Annotated in this window: 18 protein-coding genes; 10 read left to right on the top strand and 8 right to left on the bottom strand. The window is 46.0% G+C overall.

The features are described from left to right. Nucleotides 1-94: 94 nt before the first annotated feature. The gene (locus B9N89_RS20390; RefSeq protein WP_132322090.1) at nt 95-898 is read left to right on the top strand and encodes a tetratricopeptide repeat protein; all 804 of its coding nucleotides are present in this window, start codon (nt 95-97) and stop codon (nt 896-898) included. 19 nt (nt 899-917) lie between these two features. Beyond that, nucleotides 918-2,042: an outer membrane protein assembly factor BamB family protein gene (locus B9N89_RS20385; protein ID WP_132322092.1), complete on the top strand. Its 1,125-nt coding sequence runs from the start codon at nt 918-920 to the stop codon at nt 2,040-2,042. A 61-nt stretch (nt 2,043-2,103) separates the two neighbouring features. Here B9N89_RS20385 and B9N89_RS20380 read toward each other — a convergent pair whose 3' ends face one another. Further along, nucleotides 2,104-3,198, bottom strand: a complete 1,095-nt coding sequence (locus tag B9N89_RS20380) for a mannose-1-phosphate guanylyltransferase (protein ID WP_132322094.1) — start codon at nt 3,196-3,198, stop codon at nt 2,104-2,106. Between the two features lie 80 nt (nt 3,199-3,278). Beyond that, nucleotides 3,279-4,580 (bottom strand): hypothetical protein, encoded by a 1,302-nt coding sequence (locus B9N89_RS20375; RefSeq protein WP_132322096.1) that lies wholly within the window; start codon nt 4,578-4,580, stop codon nt 3,279-3,281. A 125-nt stretch (nt 4,581-4,705) separates the two neighbouring features. On the opposite strand from B9N89_RS20375, the gene B9N89_RS20370 reads away from it, so the two are divergent. After that, nucleotides 4,706-5,299, top strand: coding sequence for a hypothetical protein (locus B9N89_RS20370; protein ID WP_132322098.1), 594 nt, complete (start codon nt 4,706-4,708; stop codon nt 5,297-5,299). 91 nt (nt 5,300-5,390) lie between these two features. Next, nucleotides 5,391-5,759, top strand: coding sequence for a truncated hemoglobin (locus B9N89_RS20365; protein WP_132322100.1), 369 nt, complete (start codon nt 5,391-5,393; stop codon nt 5,757-5,759). Between the two features lie 35 nt (nt 5,760-5,794). Here the strand turns inward: B9N89_RS20365 and der are convergent, their stop codons facing one another. Together der and rnc are read right to left on the bottom strand one after the other, a co-directional pair. Next, the gene (gene der / locus B9N89_RS20360) at nt 5,795-7,171 is read right to left on the bottom strand and encodes a ribosome biogenesis GTPase Der (RefSeq protein WP_132322102.1); all 1,377 of its coding nucleotides are present in this window, start codon (nt 7,169-7,171) and stop codon (nt 5,795-5,797) included. Nucleotides 7,172-7,226: 55 nt separating this feature from the next. After that, a complete protein-coding gene (gene rnc / locus B9N89_RS20355; protein ID WP_132322104.1) occupies nt 7,227-8,012 on the bottom strand; it encodes a ribonuclease III in 786 nt (261 codons plus the stop codon). 172 nt (nt 8,013-8,184) lie between these two features. Between rnc and mltG the strand changes: the two genes are divergently transcribed. The 4 genes from mltG (at nt 8,185) to B9N89_RS20335 (ending at nt 10,971) form a co-directional block, all read left to right on the top strand. Further along, entirely contained in the window at nt 8,185-9,207 is a 1,023-nt protein-coding gene (gene mltG / locus B9N89_RS20350; RefSeq protein WP_159455518.1) for an endolytic transglycosylase MltG, read from the top strand. A 36-nt stretch (nt 9,208-9,243) separates the two neighbouring features. Further along, nucleotides 9,244-9,618, top strand: coding sequence for a TIGR02266 family protein (locus B9N89_RS20345; protein ID WP_132322108.1), 375 nt, complete (start codon nt 9,244-9,246; stop codon nt 9,616-9,618). A gap of 101 nt (nt 9,619-9,719) precedes the next feature. Then, entirely contained in the window at nt 9,720-10,127 is a 408-nt protein-coding gene (locus B9N89_RS20340) for a hypothetical protein (RefSeq protein ID WP_132322110.1), read from the top strand. A 214-nt stretch (nt 10,128-10,341) separates the two neighbouring features. Then, a complete protein-coding gene (locus tag B9N89_RS20335; protein WP_234996136.1) occupies nt 10,342-10,971 on the top strand; it encodes a hypothetical protein in 630 nt (209 codons plus the stop codon). A 6-nt stretch (nt 10,972-10,977) separates the two neighbouring features. Here the strand turns inward: B9N89_RS20335 and B9N89_RS20330 are convergent, their stop codons facing one another. From B9N89_RS20330 to B9N89_RS20320, 3 genes are read right to left on the bottom strand one after another with little or no spacing between them, the layout of a single operon-like run. After that, nucleotides 10,978-11,766, bottom strand: a complete 789-nt coding sequence (locus B9N89_RS20330) for a TatD family hydrolase (RefSeq protein ID WP_132322114.1) — start codon at nt 11,764-11,766, stop codon at nt 10,978-10,980. Nucleotides 11,767-11,776: 10 nt separating this feature from the next. Continuing rightward, entirely contained in the window at nt 11,777-12,745 is a 969-nt protein-coding gene (locus tag B9N89_RS20325; protein WP_132322116.1) for a hypothetical protein, read from the bottom strand. Then, nucleotides 12,726-14,513, bottom strand: a complete 1,788-nt coding sequence (locus B9N89_RS20320; RefSeq protein WP_132322118.1) for a gluzincin family metallopeptidase — start codon at nt 14,511-14,513, stop codon at nt 12,726-12,728. Before B9N89_RS20320 ends, B9N89_RS20325 begins: the two co-directional genes overlap by 20 nt. Nucleotides 14,514-14,976: 463 nt before the next feature. Between B9N89_RS20320 and B9N89_RS20315 the strand changes: the two genes are divergently transcribed. Together B9N89_RS20315 and B9N89_RS20310 are read left to right on the top strand one after the other, a co-directional pair. Further along, on the top strand, nt 14,977-15,864 hold the full coding sequence (locus B9N89_RS20315; protein ID WP_200820752.1) for an MBL fold metallo-hydrolase: 888 nt from the start codon (nt 14,977-14,979) through the stop codon (nt 15,862-15,864). Between the two features lie 66 nt (nt 15,865-15,930). Next, nucleotides 15,931-16,185 (top strand): helix-turn-helix transcriptional regulator, encoded by a 255-nt coding sequence (locus tag B9N89_RS20310; protein WP_132322120.1) that lies wholly within the window; start codon nt 15,931-15,933, stop codon nt 16,183-16,185. A 10-nt stretch (nt 16,186-16,195) separates the two neighbouring features. On the opposite strand, the gene B9N89_RS20305 is transcribed toward B9N89_RS20310, so the two are convergent. After that, nucleotides 16,196-18,175 (bottom strand): biosynthetic peptidoglycan transglycosylase, encoded by a 1,980-nt coding sequence (locus tag B9N89_RS20305; RefSeq protein ID WP_159455517.1) that lies wholly within the window; start codon nt 18,173-18,175, stop codon nt 16,196-16,198. Nucleotides 18,176-18,295: the final 120 nt, after the last annotated feature.

Genomic DNA, 18,295 nt, shown 5'->3' with positions numbered 1-18,295 from the left:
CTGTGGAATGTACTAGTCAACCAGTCCTATTATATATAGTATCACATCTTGCTATCAGTAGGCTGAGTGCTATACAGGATCTATAGAGGAAAACATGAGTAAAAAGAAGGACGAGTTAAACCTTAAGGGACCCGATGCATTTCAGGTCAGAGCGGCTGAGTCAGTTGAATACCTTAAAGCCAATTCAAAGTTAGTTGTTGGAATTATTGGCTTGGTAGCACTAAGTGCTATCGTCGCACTAGGTTTTAATTACGTTTCTAGCCAGAAGCTGGAAGATCGCCAAATTGCTGTGTCTGAAGCTGATCAGATCTTCGATCAAGAATCCAAAGCTTATGAAGAAAAGAAAGCTAAGCTTGAGAAAGAGCTGGACGATCTGAAATTGAAAAGCAAAGAAGCCTCTACTCCAGAAGTCGAGGCTCAGGTAAAGGATCTTCAAGCTAGACTTGATGACATGGATAGCCCGGATCACACCAAGAGCATGGAAGAGTACCGCCGGGTTTATGAAGAGTACAAAGATAGTCCGCAGGGCAAAGTTGCGGGTATTCGCTACGCTCATCTGATCGCAGAGCAGAACAAGCTCACGGAAGCTAAAGATATTTTAGTTGAGATCACTAAAGATGCTAAGAACCTGCCCATCCTTCAAGCCCAGGCGGGCATGATTCTTCTCAGTATTCTTGAAGATCTAGGTCAATATGAAGAGGCTCTTAAGCAAGCAGATCAGGTGCTTAAGGTAGTTGGTAAGGAACTCAAGCCACGAGTTCTACTTGCAAAGGGACGCATTCTATATCTTCATAAAGATTTAGAGGGAGCAGGCAAGGCATTCGACGAGATTATCGGCTCATATGAGAACTCTCAAGAGTCTGAAAAAGCGCGAAGCCTCAAGGCCCTACTCAACTAAATCCATCTTCGGGGGATAAATGAAGCGATTCGCTGGTCTATTCTTGCTGTTTAGTTCTTGTGCTTCCATTGAGCCAAAAAACCTTTGCCTATCATCAGACGGTGGCGACACCCCATGTCGTCCTTACCGAGCTGGTATGATTTCTTTGAATCGAGATCTTGATCAGCAAAAACCTCTTGGTGTAGCTGAAGAGGGCGGTTGGGTTGTGGTGGATGATCTTCTGATCGGATCAGCATATTCTGGCTGGCTTCAGGCGACATCCCTCAAGACGAAAGCCAATGCCTGGTGGCTAGAGCTTGGCAATCCCGTGGCTTCACCAGTCGCTTCGATCGGGCAGCATCTAGTTGTAGGGCTTCGCGATGGCACTGTGATGAAGGTTGATGCTAAGACTGGCAAGGTAAGCTGGAAGCAACGCCTCGGTCGCTTTGTATCTCGTCGTCCGACTCTTACAGGATCAAGCTTATTGGTTACAACGGTAGACCAGAAGCTGTTTGCCCTAGACTTTACCACGGGTCAGACCCGCTGGATCTATAACGCAGGCTCTAGCAATAATATCATCCTTGATGGCGGAGCAGCGCCAACAGTGTTGGGTAGCCTTGTCCTTGTTGGTACATCAGAAGGTGAAGTTCACGGTGTGGACCTTAATACTGGGAAGCGGATCTGGGACTTCGTGCCTGCAAGCTCCTCGTCTAGATTCAACGATGTTGTAGGCCAAATGGCTAGCCTAGATGGCAATCTCCTTGTGTCTCGCTATGATGGGATGGTGTTTTCGATGAGTGTGGCGACAGGCCGTCGTCGCATCCTTTGGCAGAAAGACTTAACTGGAATCACCGATAGCTATTATCGCGATGGTGTCTATTATATCGGCTGTTTGAATGGTGACTTCTACGCTTTAGATGGTATTTCGGGGCGCGTTCTTTGGAAGAGCGAGGTTGGAGAGCCTACCGCGTCGATTACCCCAGGTGAAAAAATTGTTTATGTCGGTGGGACTGGTGGCCGTATCAGCGCACTTGATACCAAAACGGGCCAGCTTTTATGGGCTGATGATGTTGAGGGAGCTTTGAGCCGAACTCCTGTACTATTTGGTGATATCCTTTACTTCAGCACTGGTTTAAAAGTCCTGTACGGCTACAAGGTCCTTTAGGCTTGCGATAAGGGGCTATCTTCTGGGTTGTCTTTTCAGACAACCTCTTAAACTCTGCTCGTTATAAATATTCCTCGCGATTACCCTCTTTCAAGTAGCTCACGATCTTTCGAACATCTTGAGCACGATCCCTAGGACAAACCAGGACGGCGCCTTTTGCGGTCACTACTATCATATCTTTCAGGCCAATGCATGCAATCAGAGGGCCGTCTGAGTCGATAGTGGTTCCTTCGCTATCAATGCTAATCACATCGCCATATCTCAGGTTACCGTTTGAGTCAGTGGGGAAGCACTTGGCTAGAGCATCCCAGCTGCCTACGTCTTGCCAACCAATATCAGCATCGATTACAGCCACCTGCTTGCTGGTTTCAAGAACCGCGTGGTCGATGGAAATTTTTGGAAGCTGGCCGTACACCGTCTCTAAATCTTCGGGTGGAAGGTCTTGAAAGCTGCCCTTGTCGGCAAGCAAGGTTTTTAACTTTTGAGGTGCTATAGGAAGCTTCTCTTCTAGCTCACGAAGCAGTGTTTCTGTCTTCCAGATAAAAATACCAGCATTCCAAAGGAAGCGACCTGAAGATACATATTCCGTAGCGATAGAAAGCTCAGGTTTCTCGCGAAAGCTCTTCACTTTGGCGCCTGGCGTGTTGCTCAGAGCCTCGCCTTTTTCGATATAGCCGTACCCAGTTTCAGGATAGCTAGGCACAATTCCTAGTAAGGTTAGCAAACCTTCTGCTGCAACTTGCACCCCATCACGGATGGCATCTTGGAAGAGATCTACCTTTTGAATGACATGGTCAGCATGTAGGGAGACCATGATCGGCTTCTTATCGCCCTTGTATCGGGCATTGATTTCTAAGGCTGCTAAGGTAAGAGCATTGGCCGTATTGCGAGCTTCTGGCTCTGCTAAATACCACTGGCAGCGATCACCCACTATATCTCTGGTGTCATCGACTTGGTCTTTGTGGGTCACGATCAGGCGACGTTCTACAGGAATAAATTTGTCTAGCCGTTCAAGCGTGATCTCGATCATTGTCTTCGAATCACTGCCTATGGTGCATAGCTGCTTCGGGCTGCGGTGACGTGACTTTGGCCAAAATCGGGTGCCGCTGCCACCCGCTAGGATAACGGCATAAACATTGTCGGCTAGATGCGTCAAACTAAACTCCTCTCACATGCACAGTTTAATTTCCTATAATGGAACAACTACAGGCGCTTGACAACGGCTTTCCACGGGTCTTATGGCAATGATAAATCAGAGATTTCGTAGTCGCTTGCTTGGTCGTTTTCCAATTGAGTTTTAAGGTAGAAACCCATGGCCCGTAGATACTCTGGGGCAACGATTTGTTCGTCGAGAAGCCTCGAAACTTCAATACCAAAACTACGGATTGTATGAGCTTGGTCCGGAGCATCCTGATTAAGGACTCTGTAGGCATCGTTATAGAGTGAAGCCAGCCACCAAAGACAGTAAGGAAAGGTGGGAGATTCAGAGTATTCCGCGCAATGGGACTGCCATTGCTCAATGGTATTCTCTAGAGACCCACTTGTGGGAAGAGATGCCCAGTTTCTTTGGTCGGGCAATGCTTCGTCTCCAGGAGTTACTTGATTCGAGGGACTCAGAGCAAATTCAAACAGGTCAGGACCACTATCAAACTGTTGGAAATAAAATTCATCGTCTTTGCTGTTGATCTCAATTAGGTTCTCAAAGTGATAGAATTCCCGTGGCGATAGTTCGGCAGTTAGAGCTGGTCTTAGAAGGACATAGATCGATCCAGTTTCAAGGCTCACTGAGCTTAGAGCGATATAGAATTTCTTGGGTTTTTGCGGATAATGCTCCTCGACAATATTATCGAGCAGGTTGATAGTCTCATTGTTTTCAAGATTCCAAATATAGATTCCATCCCGATAGCGCTCCGAGCCTGTAGCTGAAAAAACGATCCGACGGCCGTCGGGAAGCCAAAAGAATTCGCTAATACTATCGTGAAACGAGGCCATGACAAAGCTGCTTTGGGCTTTATGAAGTACGATCAGTCTTTTGCTGGAGCTGGACTGCTCAACAACTAGCCGCGCATAGTAATCACCACTTGCCTGAGTACTGGCCCCCAGCAAAGCAGGGGCCGGGTAAAGGCTGAGCGGACCTGTATCTGAGCCAACTAAAACCAGCGGTTGGCGGTTGGGTGCTTTCATATGAGCTATGGTCAAATCTGTTTCTATAAGCTGAGTATCCAATCGTTGGTTGGGGCCGAAGGACTTAATAAAAAACTCATTGGCCGAAAGCTTCACATACTGAAGCCGGTGCCCATAGTTATCGTAAGGGGAGTAGTCGATATCAATCGATCGCAAGAACGCTCTCACTTCTGCTAGGGAATCTGGCAGCCGATTATAAAGGCTTTTGTATCGTACAATCGCAAATTCGGTCAGCTTTAATTGTTCGAAGGTAGAGGCCCGGCTCCAAGAGGAATGCACGGCAACTGGAATGAGAAACATCCACAGTAGTGGGAGCACTAGTAAAGCAATGTGAGCGATTCTCCAGATCATCATCTTAAAGTCTTAGCTGCCAAGCGATTTAACAATTAGTGGTCGTTAGTGTTATAATCATACATGAACGAGGTACATACTTACCATATCGAACCGTCTCTTCAAGGCGTCAACAGCAGGGTATCATTATGAAATTCATGGGACTATGGCTTATGATCGGGGCGTTCTCGTGCCTCAGCGCAACTGCGTTAGGTACCGAGTTAAAAGGCATCAATCCTGGCAGGGATACCCTTGTAAGATTACCCAAGGCTCCCAAAAAGGTTGCTAGAGTCAGGCTAGGGGTGAAATTGGTGCCGTATAAGAAGTTAGTTGTAACAGACAAAGGCGGGGTCAATCGCATCGGTTTTGCAAAGACAAGCCCTTTGAAGCGTAATCTCAGATCTCGTATTGAACGATCAACACATTTTTATATCGATCGCTGGCATATTGAGCTACAGCCGAAGGCTTGGGATAAGGCTAGTATGACGTTGAAGTATCGAGTGAGGCTCTATAAGCAGTACGGTCAGAGCCGCGACTTAGAGGAGCAAATCGGCTATACAGATGTAGCGGGAATCTTAGAGGGCAGCCGCTTCGTCTACAATTTCAAAGGGACGACTGCGATTAAATTTAAGAATAAGTCTGGCCAACCCATCGTGGAACTCTATATACAAGAGCCATTTGGTCCTGCTCGGTCCATGGATATGGCGCGATTTAAGCCTAGCCAACTCAAGCCTTCTAAATAGGCGCCGTGGCTCTCTGCCTGAATCCCAATTGGGCTTGCATTCCTGTCTGAGGTGCTCTAAGCAAAAAGGCTTAAGAGGGAGGGAGTCTTATATGACTAGTCTTTACGATCGCCTTGGCGGCGACTTCCTTGCCGCCATTATCACAGAATTCTACGACCGAGCATTTAAAGACCCATTGATCGCTCATCTATTCTGGGGTTTTGATCAGAAGCATCTTACTGAAATGCAAATCCAATTCGCATCTTCCATGCTTGGCGGGCCGGGACCGTATAGGGGTAAGAGTCTCGGTCAAGCTCATCGCCAATTAAAAATCAATCAAGCTCACTTTGGCCGAAGACAAGTACTTATGGCCGAAGTACTGGATGAATTTCAAGTGGACCCTGATATTAAAAAGCAGTGGCTTGAGCGAGAAGATAGGCTAAAGCCATTGATTGTAAAGGGGACGCCTTGCAATCAATAGCTGGAGGCAGAATGGATCTGCCTTTTTTTTCTATACTAAGACTGGGCTTTAAATTCTTTTTCTTCTTTCTTGCCTCGGAATAGGACCCGTAGCGGTGTTTTGCCAAACTCTAGATCTTTTCTGAAACGCTTGGTTAGATAGCGCTTGTAAGATTCTTGAATTTCACCTGCAACATTACATTTGACAACGATGGTTGGAGGCATTGTTCTTACTTGAGTCGCATAGTAGAACTTCACTCGCTTGTTCAGCTTGCGAATCAAAGCAGGTGTGTGTTCATGAACGGCGCGTTCGAGTACTTCGTTCAAGCGTGCAGTCGGTACGCGCTTATCATAAGCAGTTGCCAGAGCTTCCACTTCTTGAAGGATTTTATGGATACGCTTGTTTTCCAAACAAGATGTAAAGAGAACAGGGAAGTAAGAAATGTCAGCTAATTTTTCTCGAAGGTCGAGCTCGTACTCCCGTGCGGTATTCGAGTCCTTGTTGGGGATTAAATCCCACTTATTAACAACGATTAGAACAGGCTTGTATTTGTCTGCTGCTAGGGATGCTAACCGCGCGTCTTGATCTGACATGCCCTCATCAGCAGTGATCACAATCACCACGATGTCAGCATCTTCGATGGCTCGTAAGCTCTTGATGACCATCAAGCCTTCAAGCTTATCTGAAATCTTTTTTCGACGTCGGACTCCAGCGGTATCAAGGAGCACATAGGGTTTTTTGTTGTAGCTGATCACGGTATCAATCGTGTCGCGAGTGGTGCCGGCAACATCGCTCACAAGGGATCGATTCTCTCCACAAAGTCGATTAAGAATCGAAGATTTTCCAGCATTGGGTCTACCGATCAATGCGATCTTAGTGGCGCCATCATGGTCCAGTTGAAGCTTGGTACCATTAACTTTTTCAAGCTCATCTTCAATCGCGCAGGCTAGATCCCAGACGCCTCGGTTGTGTGCAGCACTACAGTTATAGATGTGATCCAAGCCTAGCTCATAGAATTCCCACATGGCAGGCGTTTGTTCTTGGCCATCAACTTTGTTAGCCACATAGATCACTCGCTTTTCCAACTTATGAAGGTATTGAACTAGCTCGCGATCATGCGGGTGAAGCCCAGCCTTGGCATCGAGAACCATGAGGACTACATCAGCCTCTTCAATAGCCATCTCTGTTTGTTCCCAAACAATATTTTTGGCGAAAGGCTGATAATATAAATCCTTGGTTTCAAAGCCGCCAGTATCAATAATCGAGTAACCGCTGCCGTCTTCGTCGACAGAGGTGACAGTTCCGTAGAGACGATCTCGGGTTACACCTGGTCGGTTGTGAATGATGGCATTATTTGTTTTTGTCAGGCGATTGAAGAGCGTCGACTTGCCAACGTTGGGCCGCCCTACAATTGCTACTAATCCTTGGTTCATGGTCTAGCCTTATATATCGCGGAAGATATGGCATAAATCTATCCTAAAGACGGATTTAGGTCATACCTTCAGTTAGTATGTCGGGGTTCTCTAGCACGGTTTCCAGAGCATGGCGAGCGGCATTCTGAGAGGCCACCTTCTTGCTTGGTCCGCGACCTGTACCCAAAAACTGGCCCCGAAAGTTAACATCCACCTGAAACGAAATATCGTGGTCTGGGCCTTTTTGGTCCACAACGCGATATTCCGGTGCTTCCTTATAGGTACCTTGCGTCAGTTCCTGCAGGCGGGACTTATAATCCTTTTGTATCAGTGTCTCCAGAGGGCTTGCAAGCCTCTCGCGGTACACATCGAGTATCACCTTTTCTGCAGCAGCAAAGCCACCATCCACGTAAATTGCGCCGAGCAAGGCTTCAAAAGCATCTGCTAAAACAGACGGTTTATGGCGGCCTCGGCCTTTTTCCTCACCCACGCTCATTAGTAGGAATCGGCCTAAACCGATCGTCTTGCTCAAGCCGGCGAGTGATGATTCGTTAACTAGAGCAGCTCGAATTTTCGATAGCTGTCCTTCCGCAAAGCCTTCTGGATGATGAAGCAGATGCGTACTAAGCACCAAACCCAGCACTGAATCGCCGAGAAACTCCAAGCGCTCGTTCCAGGGGATCGATAGCTCGCCCTGGCTACGACGGAGCAGCTCTTGAGCAGCCGAACTATGGGTCAAGGCCTCTACGAGCAAATCGGTGTTCTTAAACTGGTAGCCGATTCCATCGCAAAGCTGATGCACGTCGCTCAATTGAGCTTGCATCCCTTGACTAAGGCTTTGGAATAATGGAGTCTTTTGCATGTTTGCTCATTCATTCTCGTGGACTGCGGGAATTTCCGCATTCTCGTAAATCGCGTCATTATATACAGGTTGCGAGAAGAATCAAGCGGAAACTTGAGAGTCGAAAGAGGCTCGAAGTACTTAAGTTTGTGATATTCTAGAAACGAAACCCTTTTCAAGGAGACTTGGGTCTGTGTTGAAGCGATTGCTCGGTTACCTGATTGTTATTGTAGGTCTTATTGGCGTTGGTTCGGGATTTTACTATTTTAAAATGAAGTCCTGGGGGGAAAGGCAGGTTTTTGTGGAGAAGGCATCAGTCATACATTTCCCTGCGGGCACGAAGCTCGATGCCCTGGCCGGGGCGTTAGAGGCGTCTGGCGTCATCGATGATGCTCTCAACTTCAAAGTTTGGGTGAAAATGTTTGGTCACTATCATCGCTACCAAGCGGGACGGTACCGATTTTCAGGGCAGATTTCTCCCGTATATATCGACCAAAAAATGTCCCTAGGGAAAACATATACCCCGATTACCTTACAGTTTGTAATTCCTGAGGGTTTCACTTTAAAGCAGGTGGTAAATCGTCTGGTGGCAAATTCAGTGGGGGAGTATCAAGAGCTTTGGACATTGGCTCATGACCAAGCTTTCCTGAAAGAGCTAAAAATAAAAAATCAAAACCTAGAGGGCTTTCTTTATCCGGCGACCTATTCGTTCACAAGTCGCCCCACCGCAAAAGATGTATTCCGGAAAATGGTGGCTACGTTTTGGGAAAACTTGCCTCCGAACTACTTAGAGCGTATCAAGAATAAGAAGCTAAGTTTAAAACAAGCAGTCACCTTTGCATCACTCATTGAGATGGAAACCACTCACGAGGATGAGAAAACTATGATCTCTGAAGTGATCTGGAATCGCTTGAAAAAGGGTGAGCCTTTAGGAATCGATGCCGCTTTGATCTACGGGATCAAGGACTATCAGGGGGATATCAAGTGGAAGCACTTAAAGGATGCTAAGAACCCTTACAACACTCGGATCCATAAAGGCTTGCCTCCAGGGCCTATTGGAGCCGTTTCCGGGTCTACCTTGGAAGCAGTGCTGAACCCAACTGATGAAGGCTATTATTATTATGTGTTGAAGGCTGGTACGACGCGGCATTACTTTACTAAAACTCTGAAGGAACACAATAAGTACGTGAAGCTGCTGCTTGAAAACCAAAAATAAGGTGCACGTTTTTTATATTTTTTCAGGAGAGGGTCCATGGCCGGCAAGAAAGACGATCGTATCAACCAAAGAATCCCCATCCAATTACTAGTGGATTACCGTTCCCCAAATGGCAGTTACCTTTTTGACTTCTGCCGTGACCTGGGGACGGGAGGCGTTTTTATCGAGACGTCCAAGCCACTCGATATGGGGAGCGAAGTAAAATTGACCTTTACCCTTCCCGATAGCAAAGAAACTCTCGAAGCGTCTGGAAAAGTAATTTGGGTGCAGACCGCCCTTCCAGAGAAAGATCTTGCTTCTGGTATGGGGGTTCAATTTGACGAGTTTTCCGCGGACCAACGCAAGACCATGGAGAACTTCATTGAACGATATCATGGTGGCGATAGTGGAGAAAGCACGAAGCCAGCCTAGGAATCCGCTAAAGATACGCATATGAGGACGCTGGTCTTTTAAGGGATTCTTATGATAGAATCCGCTTGCTACGTACCTTTAGCAATACTAGGAGGATATTGATGCATCTTGTTTGGAAACGGCCAGATGGCTTCCATGAGGCCCTGCCAAGCGACTATGAAGTTGTAGATCTAGGAAATAACTTCAAACTCTGGCTTCACAAAAAAGACAAGGATCAGTATCCATTTCGCATTGCAGGTGGCTGGGAAGAGAAAGAAGGAACTGTTCGACTTAATAACCTTGTCAATCTTCTCGCCTCGAACCGAGATGCTTGGTTAGCCCATCTCAAGCATACTTACGATCATACGATGAAGTCAGACAAAGGCAAGTATATCGATGACCTTCTTAGTTGGCTGAACGAACTTAAGGACTGCCCCAAAGGGGATACTTGGGAAACAGAAATCATGACACAAGCCGTCACGCAAACCTGGCAACGGGTGAGTGAAGTGAAGGATGATTTCATCGGATAAGCTGGCGAGTCGAAACTGTTATCTAGTAAGGCTCTGAAATCTCAACATTTTCATGGTAAACCCTGCCTCTAAGAGCTGCAAAGCAACTTAAGCAGGTGGAACTGTCAAGCATTTGGACAGAACCTCCACACATAACCACCCTTTTTTACAATACTTGTAGACTGGCACGGACGTTGCTCCATATCTCGTAGATTTTATAAAAATGCTACATTGTATGGATGGGTTCGTTATGTTCAGAGTTGTTACAATTGCTGCTACGCTGTTGCTCAGTATTCCATCATTTGCACAATCGCATTCTGCTATCGATTCAGCGCGATCGTCTTATGGAAAAAATTTATTCTTCGATCAATCTTTTCTCGCGTTTTACGGGCGAATTACAAAGTCTGGCGATGAAAGTGTGTTTGGTGCTCGTGAGGCGACTTGGACAGGTAGCGGAATTCGCGATGGCATTGGGATCGAGATGTACAAGTTTATTCACCTTGCCTTTTACCACACTCATATTGACCAAGAGTCAAAAGGTGGAGCCTTAGAGCACTTTAATGGCTCTGAGCTATCCGGTGAAGTCACGTTTTCATTCAGTTCCCCAATGGGTAATCTAGGTTTTGGGGCTGGGGTTTTCGGTGGTCAGGTCAATATGCAGAACGTTGATAAAACGTCTCGCTTTGCTGGAACAGGACGGGTTACTAATATCTCTTGGAATTACTTTTTAACGTCATCTCTATCGTTGATGCTTCGTGTGGAACGTGCCGATGGGAACTACTCACAAAGTTCTGGCGATACAGGTGTCGAAAGTTTTGAAATGACACGAGATGGCTTTGCCGCTGGCTTCAAGCTTTGGCTCTAAGATTCGTCAGTCCATAAGTCTTTTGAAATTATTTAACACTAGTTCACGAGCTTTGTCTAAAGGCCATTGTCGCAACTCAGCAAGATAGGCGATGGTCCCTACTACATGACAAGGCTCGTTCCTTTGCCCTTGTTCCGGTGCTAAGAACGGGGCGTCCGTTTCAGTTAAAATCGAAGCTTCCGGCAGCTCTAAGAGCATCTTTGTAAACGCCTGATTTTTTCTTGCATTAGCAGGTATCGAAAAATGCCAGCCATGTTCCTCAGCAACTCGAAGTGCAAGCTTAACCTTGCCTCCATAGCAGTGAAAATTAACTCTTTTAGGCTTATAGTGCTCAAGGATCTCGATAGAGCGTTTCTCGCGCTTGCGAGTATGAATGATTATAGGGAGATCATGAGTCATGGCGATATCTAGTAGCTTGATAAACACTCGCTCTTGCTCAGTAAACGTTTCTTCACCTACCCAATACCCATCCAGTCCACACTCTCCTACGGCCTTGATCGCGCCAGCTTTAGCCTGTGCTGCGATAAATTCGATTTCTTTATCAACATCAAATTGGGCAACAGAAAAAGGTAAATCTTGGGCCAGCTTATTTATAGCATCAATGGGATAGATGCCAAGTGCAGGATAAATAACGTCGTGTTTGGCAGCCATCTTTAGAATCTCACGGTTAGAGGCGGGCTCTAAGCCATTCACGACAATAGCGCTTAGCTGGGCATCTTTGGCTCTCTGGATAACCTGCTCTAGGTCGGCTGAGAATTTTTCATGGGTAAGATGGGTATGAATATCGATGTACATGGCGACCTTCCTAGTGAGACTCGATCCTATTCCTATAGGAAAGCCAGTCAAAAGTCAAAGTGATGGCATTCTTCTCGGCCAGGTCCTTGAGGGCTTGCAGAGTTGCATGAAGGCGAGGTAGGAAGGTGGCTGCGGTTTCCTGGTGAATCACTAAATTGTATAGGGACTTAGCTTCCAGCTTCGTGTTGATGGTTTCCTGAAAGTAGCTTACTAACTCGTTACTGGTGTTGTAGTCGACGACTCCGCCGTTTTGAGGAATAAAGATCACATGGCTGTCCGTTGGCGACTGCATGGGATATGGAAACTTTTCAAACTGTTGCCAATTCTCAAAGGTCCAGCTAAATATGGGGAAGTGATGCAAACGCCTTTCAATGCGCGATGGGGGAATCGGCGAGAAATCAAACTTTAAGCCTAACGTCGCGGCGGCAGATACGATGTCTGCTGAGTGTTGCCAGCCTGAAACTGCATAAGATTGACCTACAGGCAGGCCTGAAGTTTTTAAGATATCAAGGCTAGTTTTAAATATCCTCTTAATATCATCTTCTTGGTAAATTGTCAGTGGAACTGAGTTGCCACAGTCTGTGTGGCAGCCATCTTCTTTGGGTCCCCAGAACGATGGAGAAACCCGGAATAGAGTCTTCGATTTCTCAACGATACTTCGCCAGGGGGCTATATAAATTCCGACTTGATCATCCCTTTGAATCAAAGACATGATGATGTCGCGATTCTTCTTTGCATTCTGGCTTACAAAATAGGCGGGACTGACTAAATGATGAAACCTTATTTTAGGATGCTTCTTTCGAAGATCCTGTAGGGCTTCAATGTTATGGGAATGGAGATGTGAACCAGTCCAAATTAGGCTAATTGTGAAATAAAGGGACGGTTTTTCATTGGCTGCGACTAAGGGTAAAGCTAGTGCAGCACTGATTAAAAAGCATAGGAGATGAAGCTTGTAATTCTTATGACTGATTTGTCTCATCGGGAGCGACCGTCCTTTTTCGCGTCCACAGAATTAAAGGGAGGCCAACGAGAAGAATTATCGAGAGGCCACTACTTCCTTCAGACAATCCAATGGAGCCACACCACGATGTTTTGCTCGAACTGGATGAGTTTTCCTCGGTGCTTGAACTTGTATCACCTCCAACAAGCTCGCTGAGACTCCCTCCTGAGTCGGCAACAAGTGTGGCAATGTTTGAGCAGTCGTAATCCGTAATCTTCTCTGCGAGACCACGTTCGATGGCTCGGTTGTATATGGTGTCACAGTACTGCCCTGCAAACGAGGATTCGTCTACCATCATCAGACCGAGGATGAAGTGGGTGTAACCGCTGTCTTTAACGAAAAGGTCTATCGCTTGTAAAACTATCTGAGTTACCGTATCCGTGGAAATCCCATCGATTGTTATGAGATCCCAAAGGTAGCCGGAGATGAACTGACTTCTTAAGTGTGCTTCGGAAGGTAAGTCAGCGGAGGTGTAGGAGTAGGTATTTTCCGCGGTTCTCAAACATTGATTTGGGATCGCACAAATCCCGCTGGTCGAAGGACAGATGCTTTCTCCGAGGCAGGCATTCCCAGTTTTAGCATAAGTGAAAAAGTCGGCTAGTCCTTCGTGAAGAACGAGGGATTCGTTTTTGATGTCTTTGATTGAGTGGTACACTACGTGGTGACCGATCTCGTGGGCGACCACATCGTAATCGACCGAAAGATTTTGAAGGATCGAACCATCTCCATCTCCGACATAGATTGTAGAGAAATCGTCGCCTGGCTGATAAAGAGCATTGTTCGTATCACCACCAAAGCTCGCGTGAACGACAACTCTGATCGCCGCGCTTCCGAAGTTTTGGTATCCCTGGCTTTCGAGCCAATCAAGGGCCCTGTTTGCGTTCGTAAAAAGGGAGATTTCCTTAAATTCTTCCTCGGAAGGGCTTGTGATGAATTCGTAGGGCGCTTCAAGATCAGCGAAGTAGCTGTACTCATCGGTATCCAGAAGAGTGATGAACTTATCGTTTTCAACCAATACTTGGCCACTGTCGTCGGGCTGTAAGTTCGTCACTGTGTAGTCTGTGAGTTCGCCATCGACCGGGTTGGTGGAATAGACTCGGGCGGTACCGTCAGCGTGGAAGAACTTGTTTTGAAATTCGTACACGGTCGAGTCATCAGCAATAGCTTTGTAATTAAGTTTGCCGGACTTAAGGGTCAGCTCCCAGGCGCGAATGATTTCCCCGTCCTCAACCCAAAGGCAGGCACGTTTTTTTACGATGCTGAATGGCTCTGAAATTCCGTTTTCAAATCGTGCAACCTCAGCGACATCGAGGCTATCTTGTACGCTGGGCCACTGATTAAGTTGGTACTGCTCGTCGATTACCACATTGGGCATCGAACCGAGAACAGTGACAGCGCCATTTACGGATTCGTGGGCTTTCATCTGAAACTGACAAAAGGAAATCCCGTCCAGTTCAAAACTGTACGAATTGGTGCGAATGTTTCGATCAACGAGGCTGAATACGCCGCTGGTTCTTGATTTTACGGTGACGCGATCGTGGAGTCTTTCTAAAACGCCGGAAACGCGGTTCTCAAGGCCGATTGGAGTCGAGCCTTGGAGTCTCAAACTCCGATCGAATCCAGCGTCAGCGGGGCTATAAGAATGTATCAGGACGTCTTGGCGACCCGATTGACTGGAAGCCAAATTCGAGCTGGTAGTTCCTACGAAAACTGCTAGAATCGCTGGTAATTTGCTTATTCGGGTCATTCTGTTTTCTCGCGAGAAGTGAGGGACTTCTGTTAACCTTCCCTTCTTCGGCCTTCCTGAGATAAAGCTTTAACCGGGTGCAATGAATTTTATTACTTAGAGTAAGAATTAACGATCGAGTTGACAGCGGTTTCTTGGCTCTACCCATAATGATACAAGACAACGGGACTGTGCGACACAAGAGTTAGGGTAAATCTCCCAGAACTCACTGAAAATCAGGGGAAAATTTGACAAAATAACCTAGAAAAACCACCCAAGGATAAAACTTATCCACAAGATTTGTGAATAACTGAGGAAAAAGAAACACACGAGCCAAGAGCCGCGAGGCATTGCTGGTTTCGATTAAGAAATAGGCATACTAGAACTAATTGATTTTCATGGTCTTCGTCAATTATTTTGTGAAGATAAAAAATGTCGGACCCACCGCTACGAAGGTGGTCAACTAGATCTGGGAGGTATACCTATGACGAAAGGGAAGAAGATGCGCATGTGGTCAGTGGAAGGAAATGGACAATGGCTCGATGGTGGCTCGATGTTCGGGAATGCTCCAAAAGCACTTTGGAGCCGTTGGTGTGAGCCTGATGAGCAAGGGCGAATCCGCTTATCTTGTCGCTCGATGCTACTCGAAACAAGACATGGCACAATACTATGTGAAACTGGAATCGGCGATTATATGGAACCTAAAATGTCGGAACGATTCGGTGTTGAGCCAGGAGGCCATCGGCTTCTAGAAAATCTGTCTGCTTTAGGGAAATCCGAGGATGATATCGATTATGTAATTCTTTCTCATTTGCACTTCGATCATGCTGGAGGTCTTTTACCTTCTTACCAAGAGAGTCGCGGGGGGGATTACGATCTTCTGTTTAAAAACGCACGTTACATAGTTGGTGAAGAGGCCTTCGCGAGGGCGGAAACCCCTCACTTTCGAGATCGTGCTTCCTTCATTCCACACCTGACTGAGAAGCTTAAAGCATCAGGTAGACTCAAGATAGTCCCGAAGGGCAAAAACTTGCCTGAACTAGCTCCAGAAATTGATTTCATGGAATCCCATGGGCATACACCAGGCCAGCTACTTACCATTGTGCGAGGAGATTCGGAAACGGTGATATTCGCAGGTGATCTGATTCCTGGTGTGCCATGGGTCAATCTTCCTATAACCATGGGCTACGACCGATTTCCTGAACTCTTAATCAATGAAAAAGAGAGTCTCTACAAAACTCTGGTTCCAGAGCAGTGGAGAATTTTTTTCACACACGATTCTAATGTCGCTGTAGCCGGGGTTAGACTCAATGAAAAAGGCAAATACGAAGCCACTGATCCTAAAAAGAATGTTGCTGAGTTTGCCCTCTGAAAGCATGAAAATATGCTCCGGATTTGCGATAATAGTTCATACTGCAAATCGGGATGGGAGAAAGCTATGGATTGGGATATTGGCAGCTTTGTGCGGAATGAAAGAAAGCGTCGAGGGCTAACTCAAAAAGAGCTAGCAGATATGTCCGGAGTGGGGCTTAACTTTGTCTATCAACTCGAAAAGAACAAGCGGACGGTTCAGCTCGACTCTACGAACTTGGTTTTAAACGCCCTTGGTTATCGGGTGGGAGTGATCCGAGATTTTCAGCCCTGGGCAAGCTCCAGTACCCCAAAAATCAAGGCAGCCAATACTCAGGTATAGTGCCTTCAGCTTAGAGTTCTGCCTTTGATAGCACCATGGGGCAGTGCTCGGACATCACTTTTTGATCTCTATAGAAGTGGAGAGGTTGTCGCAATGCACCTTGGTATTGAATTGTTGTGATGTGACCACTGCTGTGCAGCCTCTCTAAGGTTCTGTAAAGGTTTTGACGAGTATCACCGTTGAGGGAGCCGTGGCAGTAATTGTCGAAATAGTGGCGCGGAGATGGTAGTATGGTGCCTAAGTATGCAGCTTCAATGATACTGAGATTATCTTCTTTCTTGCCAAACATGATGCGACTTGCTTCGTGAATGCCGTAGATATCAGGTCCGAATTCAATAATGTTTGCATAGATATCGATTATTTGAGTCTTAGACAGAATTTGCTCTAGGTATAAGCTAATGATAATCTCCTGGAGTTTTCGACTAATTGTCTTGTTCTGGTGAAAGTAGAGGTTCTTAACCATTTGCATTGTAATGGTTGAAGCTCCGAGACGAAAGTAGCCTTCTGCAAGATTCACCTTTATAGCTTCGATCAATGCTCGAAAATTTACTCCTTGATGCTGCCAAAAACTCGAATCTTCGTTGGCAACAAAGCTATGGATTAGAAATCTGCTATAAGTTTGGCTAAAATCGCTTCTGAAAAAAGCGTATTGTTGGGGGCTGAGAATGTAGTTGTGAAGCTGTGGAATGAACTTTCGTTCCTTTAAAAATTCAGTCTGAAACAAGGGGTCTTGACTTCGGAATTGACAATTACCCCAAACATCGGCGCTGTTAATATCCGTTTTAGATATTTCGTAAAGTGGAAGAGTCACATCTAGCGAGAAGCCCCAAGTTCCAGCAGCATCTAGGGATGCTAGCCGTGGCCCGAGACCATCGGGGAGTGAGGCTAGGCTACGGGAACAGGATTGCTGGGGATTTCTAATCGAAAAGCTCAGGACCGCCCGTTGTGAAAGTAGCTCAGAAATGCGACCTGCAAAATTGAATTGAAGGGATTGAGTCTTATCCTTAATATGAAAAATTTTAAATGATCCATTTGATATCTCAAGATCTCCAGATGCTAAATCAAAGCTTCCCATAGCCCGAACTTTACTAGGTATAGGGCCAATGACTTGATCAGCCAACTGAGGGTGTTGGAGTGATATATTGGTACTAGCCGCATGGTAGGAGAACAAGAGCTTTTCTTGAAAGTCTACCTTCAAACTCATGGCGTAGTTGATCGTTTCAGGGTTAGGAATAAGTCCGCCAACAAGGTCCCGAAGTTCTTGCGGAATGCCAGAGTTTTTCAGGTAGAGATAGGCTTTCGTAAGATCCTTCTTAATCTTACCTTTTGCTTGCCAGTTCTGCTGACTCAGATTCTTATTGGAAACTAGAAAGGGGTAGTAGGGTCCTTGAGAATCCAAGATCATGCGGCCCGATACAGACTTCAATATTGAGTTGCCCTGATAATTTAGTCGAGCTAAAGAAAACCATAAATGCCCTTCACTTCTGAGTAGCTTAAAATCGAGGTGGGCTTTTATTTTATAGGCATTTTCATCCCGAACTATGATTTGTGCGGCTTTGGCTAAAATATCTGTTTCTAATTGATTGAGTCTTTTGATGACAGATCGCTTGGGAGATCTGCTCTTCCTACGCTGATGCAGAGCGACTTTATGTTTGCGTTGGATAAGTATTTTGGGCCTAAATAGCTTGATTTTTTTGGGATAGATGATTGGGTCCTTACGAATATCAAATCCAAGATCGATCTCTATTCTAGGAATCGTGATATTGTAGCTACCACTGGCTTTGAAGTTAAAAACACGAATACTCTGCAGCCCAATATCAATTCTGTCATATTCGGCTCGATCAAACTTAAGCTTGGTGATCAAGGTACTAGTGATTTCTGCTTTTTGACTACTAATAAATAAGTGGAGACCGCTAGAAAAACCCAGGGCTAGCACAAGAAAAATTGATGTTAAGATAAGCAAAACTTTTTGCTTAACGAAGAAACTCAACCAAGACTCCTGATCCATATTGATTGGCCTTCCCTATGGATGACAGGATTAGGGCCAAAATGCTTGGGATTGCCTTATAAATGCAAGGATAGCAGCGACTAGGCTAATTATACCAGCTAT

The sequence above is a fragment of the Pseudobacteriovorax antillogorgiicola genome (assembly GCF_900177345.1).
In the GTDB taxonomy this organism is placed as follows: domain Bacteria; phylum Bdellovibrionota_B; class Oligoflexia; order Oligoflexales; family Oligoflexaceae; genus Pseudobacteriovorax; species Pseudobacteriovorax antillogorgiicola.
The sequence above is the reverse complement of the archived record's forward strand: the minus strand, read 5'-3'. Positions and strand labels throughout refer to the sequence as shown.

Bases quoted from the DNA above. Each gene is read 5' to 3' on its own strand.
- B9N89_RS20370 (WP_132322098.1), top strand. From the start codon at position 4,706: ATGAAATTCATGGGACTATGGCTTATGATCGGGGCGTTCTCGTGCCTC.
- B9N89_RS20375 (WP_132322096.1), bottom strand. From the start codon at position 4,580: ATGATGATCTGGAGAATCGCTCACATTGCTTTACTAGTGCTCCCACTA.
- B9N89_RS20335 (WP_234996136.1), top strand. From the start codon at position 10,342: ATGGATGGGTTCGTTATGTTCAGAGTTGTTACAATTGCTGCTACGCTG.
- B9N89_RS20330 (WP_132322114.1), bottom strand. From the start codon at position 11,766: ATGTACATCGATATTCATACCCATCTTACCCATGAAAAATTCTCAGCC.
- rnc (WP_132322104.1), bottom strand. From the start codon at position 8,012: ATGCAAAAGACTCCATTATTCCAAAGCCTTAGTCAAGGGATGCAAGCT.
- B9N89_RS20325 (WP_132322116.1), bottom strand. From the start codon at position 12,745: ATGAGACAAATCAGTCATAAGAATTACAAGCTTCATCTCCTATGCTTT.
- B9N89_RS20365 (WP_132322100.1), top strand. From the start codon at position 5,391: ATGACTAGTCTTTACGATCGCCTTGGCGGCGACTTCCTTGCCGCCATT.
- B9N89_RS20340 (WP_132322110.1), top strand. From the start codon at position 9,720: ATGCATCTTGTTTGGAAACGGCCAGATGGCTTCCATGAGGCCCTGCCA.
- B9N89_RS20390 (WP_132322090.1), top strand. From the start codon at position 95: ATGAGTAAAAAGAAGGACGAGTTAAACCTTAAGGGACCCGATGCATTT.
- B9N89_RS20345 (WP_132322108.1), top strand. From the start codon at position 9,244: ATGGCCGGCAAGAAAGACGATCGTATCAACCAAAGAATCCCCATCCAA.
- B9N89_RS20310 (WP_132322120.1), top strand. From the start codon at position 15,931: ATGGATTGGGATATTGGCAGCTTTGTGCGGAATGAAAGAAAGCGTCGA.
- B9N89_RS20385 (WP_132322092.1), top strand. From the start codon at position 918: ATGAAGCGATTCGCTGGTCTATTCTTGCTGTTTAGTTCTTGTGCTTCC.
- der (WP_132322102.1), bottom strand. From the start codon at position 7,171: ATGAACCAAGGATTAGTAGCAATTGTAGGGCGGCCCAACGTTGGCAAG.
- B9N89_RS20320 (WP_132322118.1), bottom strand. From the start codon at position 14,513: ATGACCCGAATAAGCAAATTACCAGCGATTCTAGCAGTTTTCGTAGGA.
- B9N89_RS20315 (WP_200820752.1), top strand. From the start codon at position 14,977: ATGACGAAAGGGAAGAAGATGCGCATGTGGTCAGTGGAAGGAAATGGA.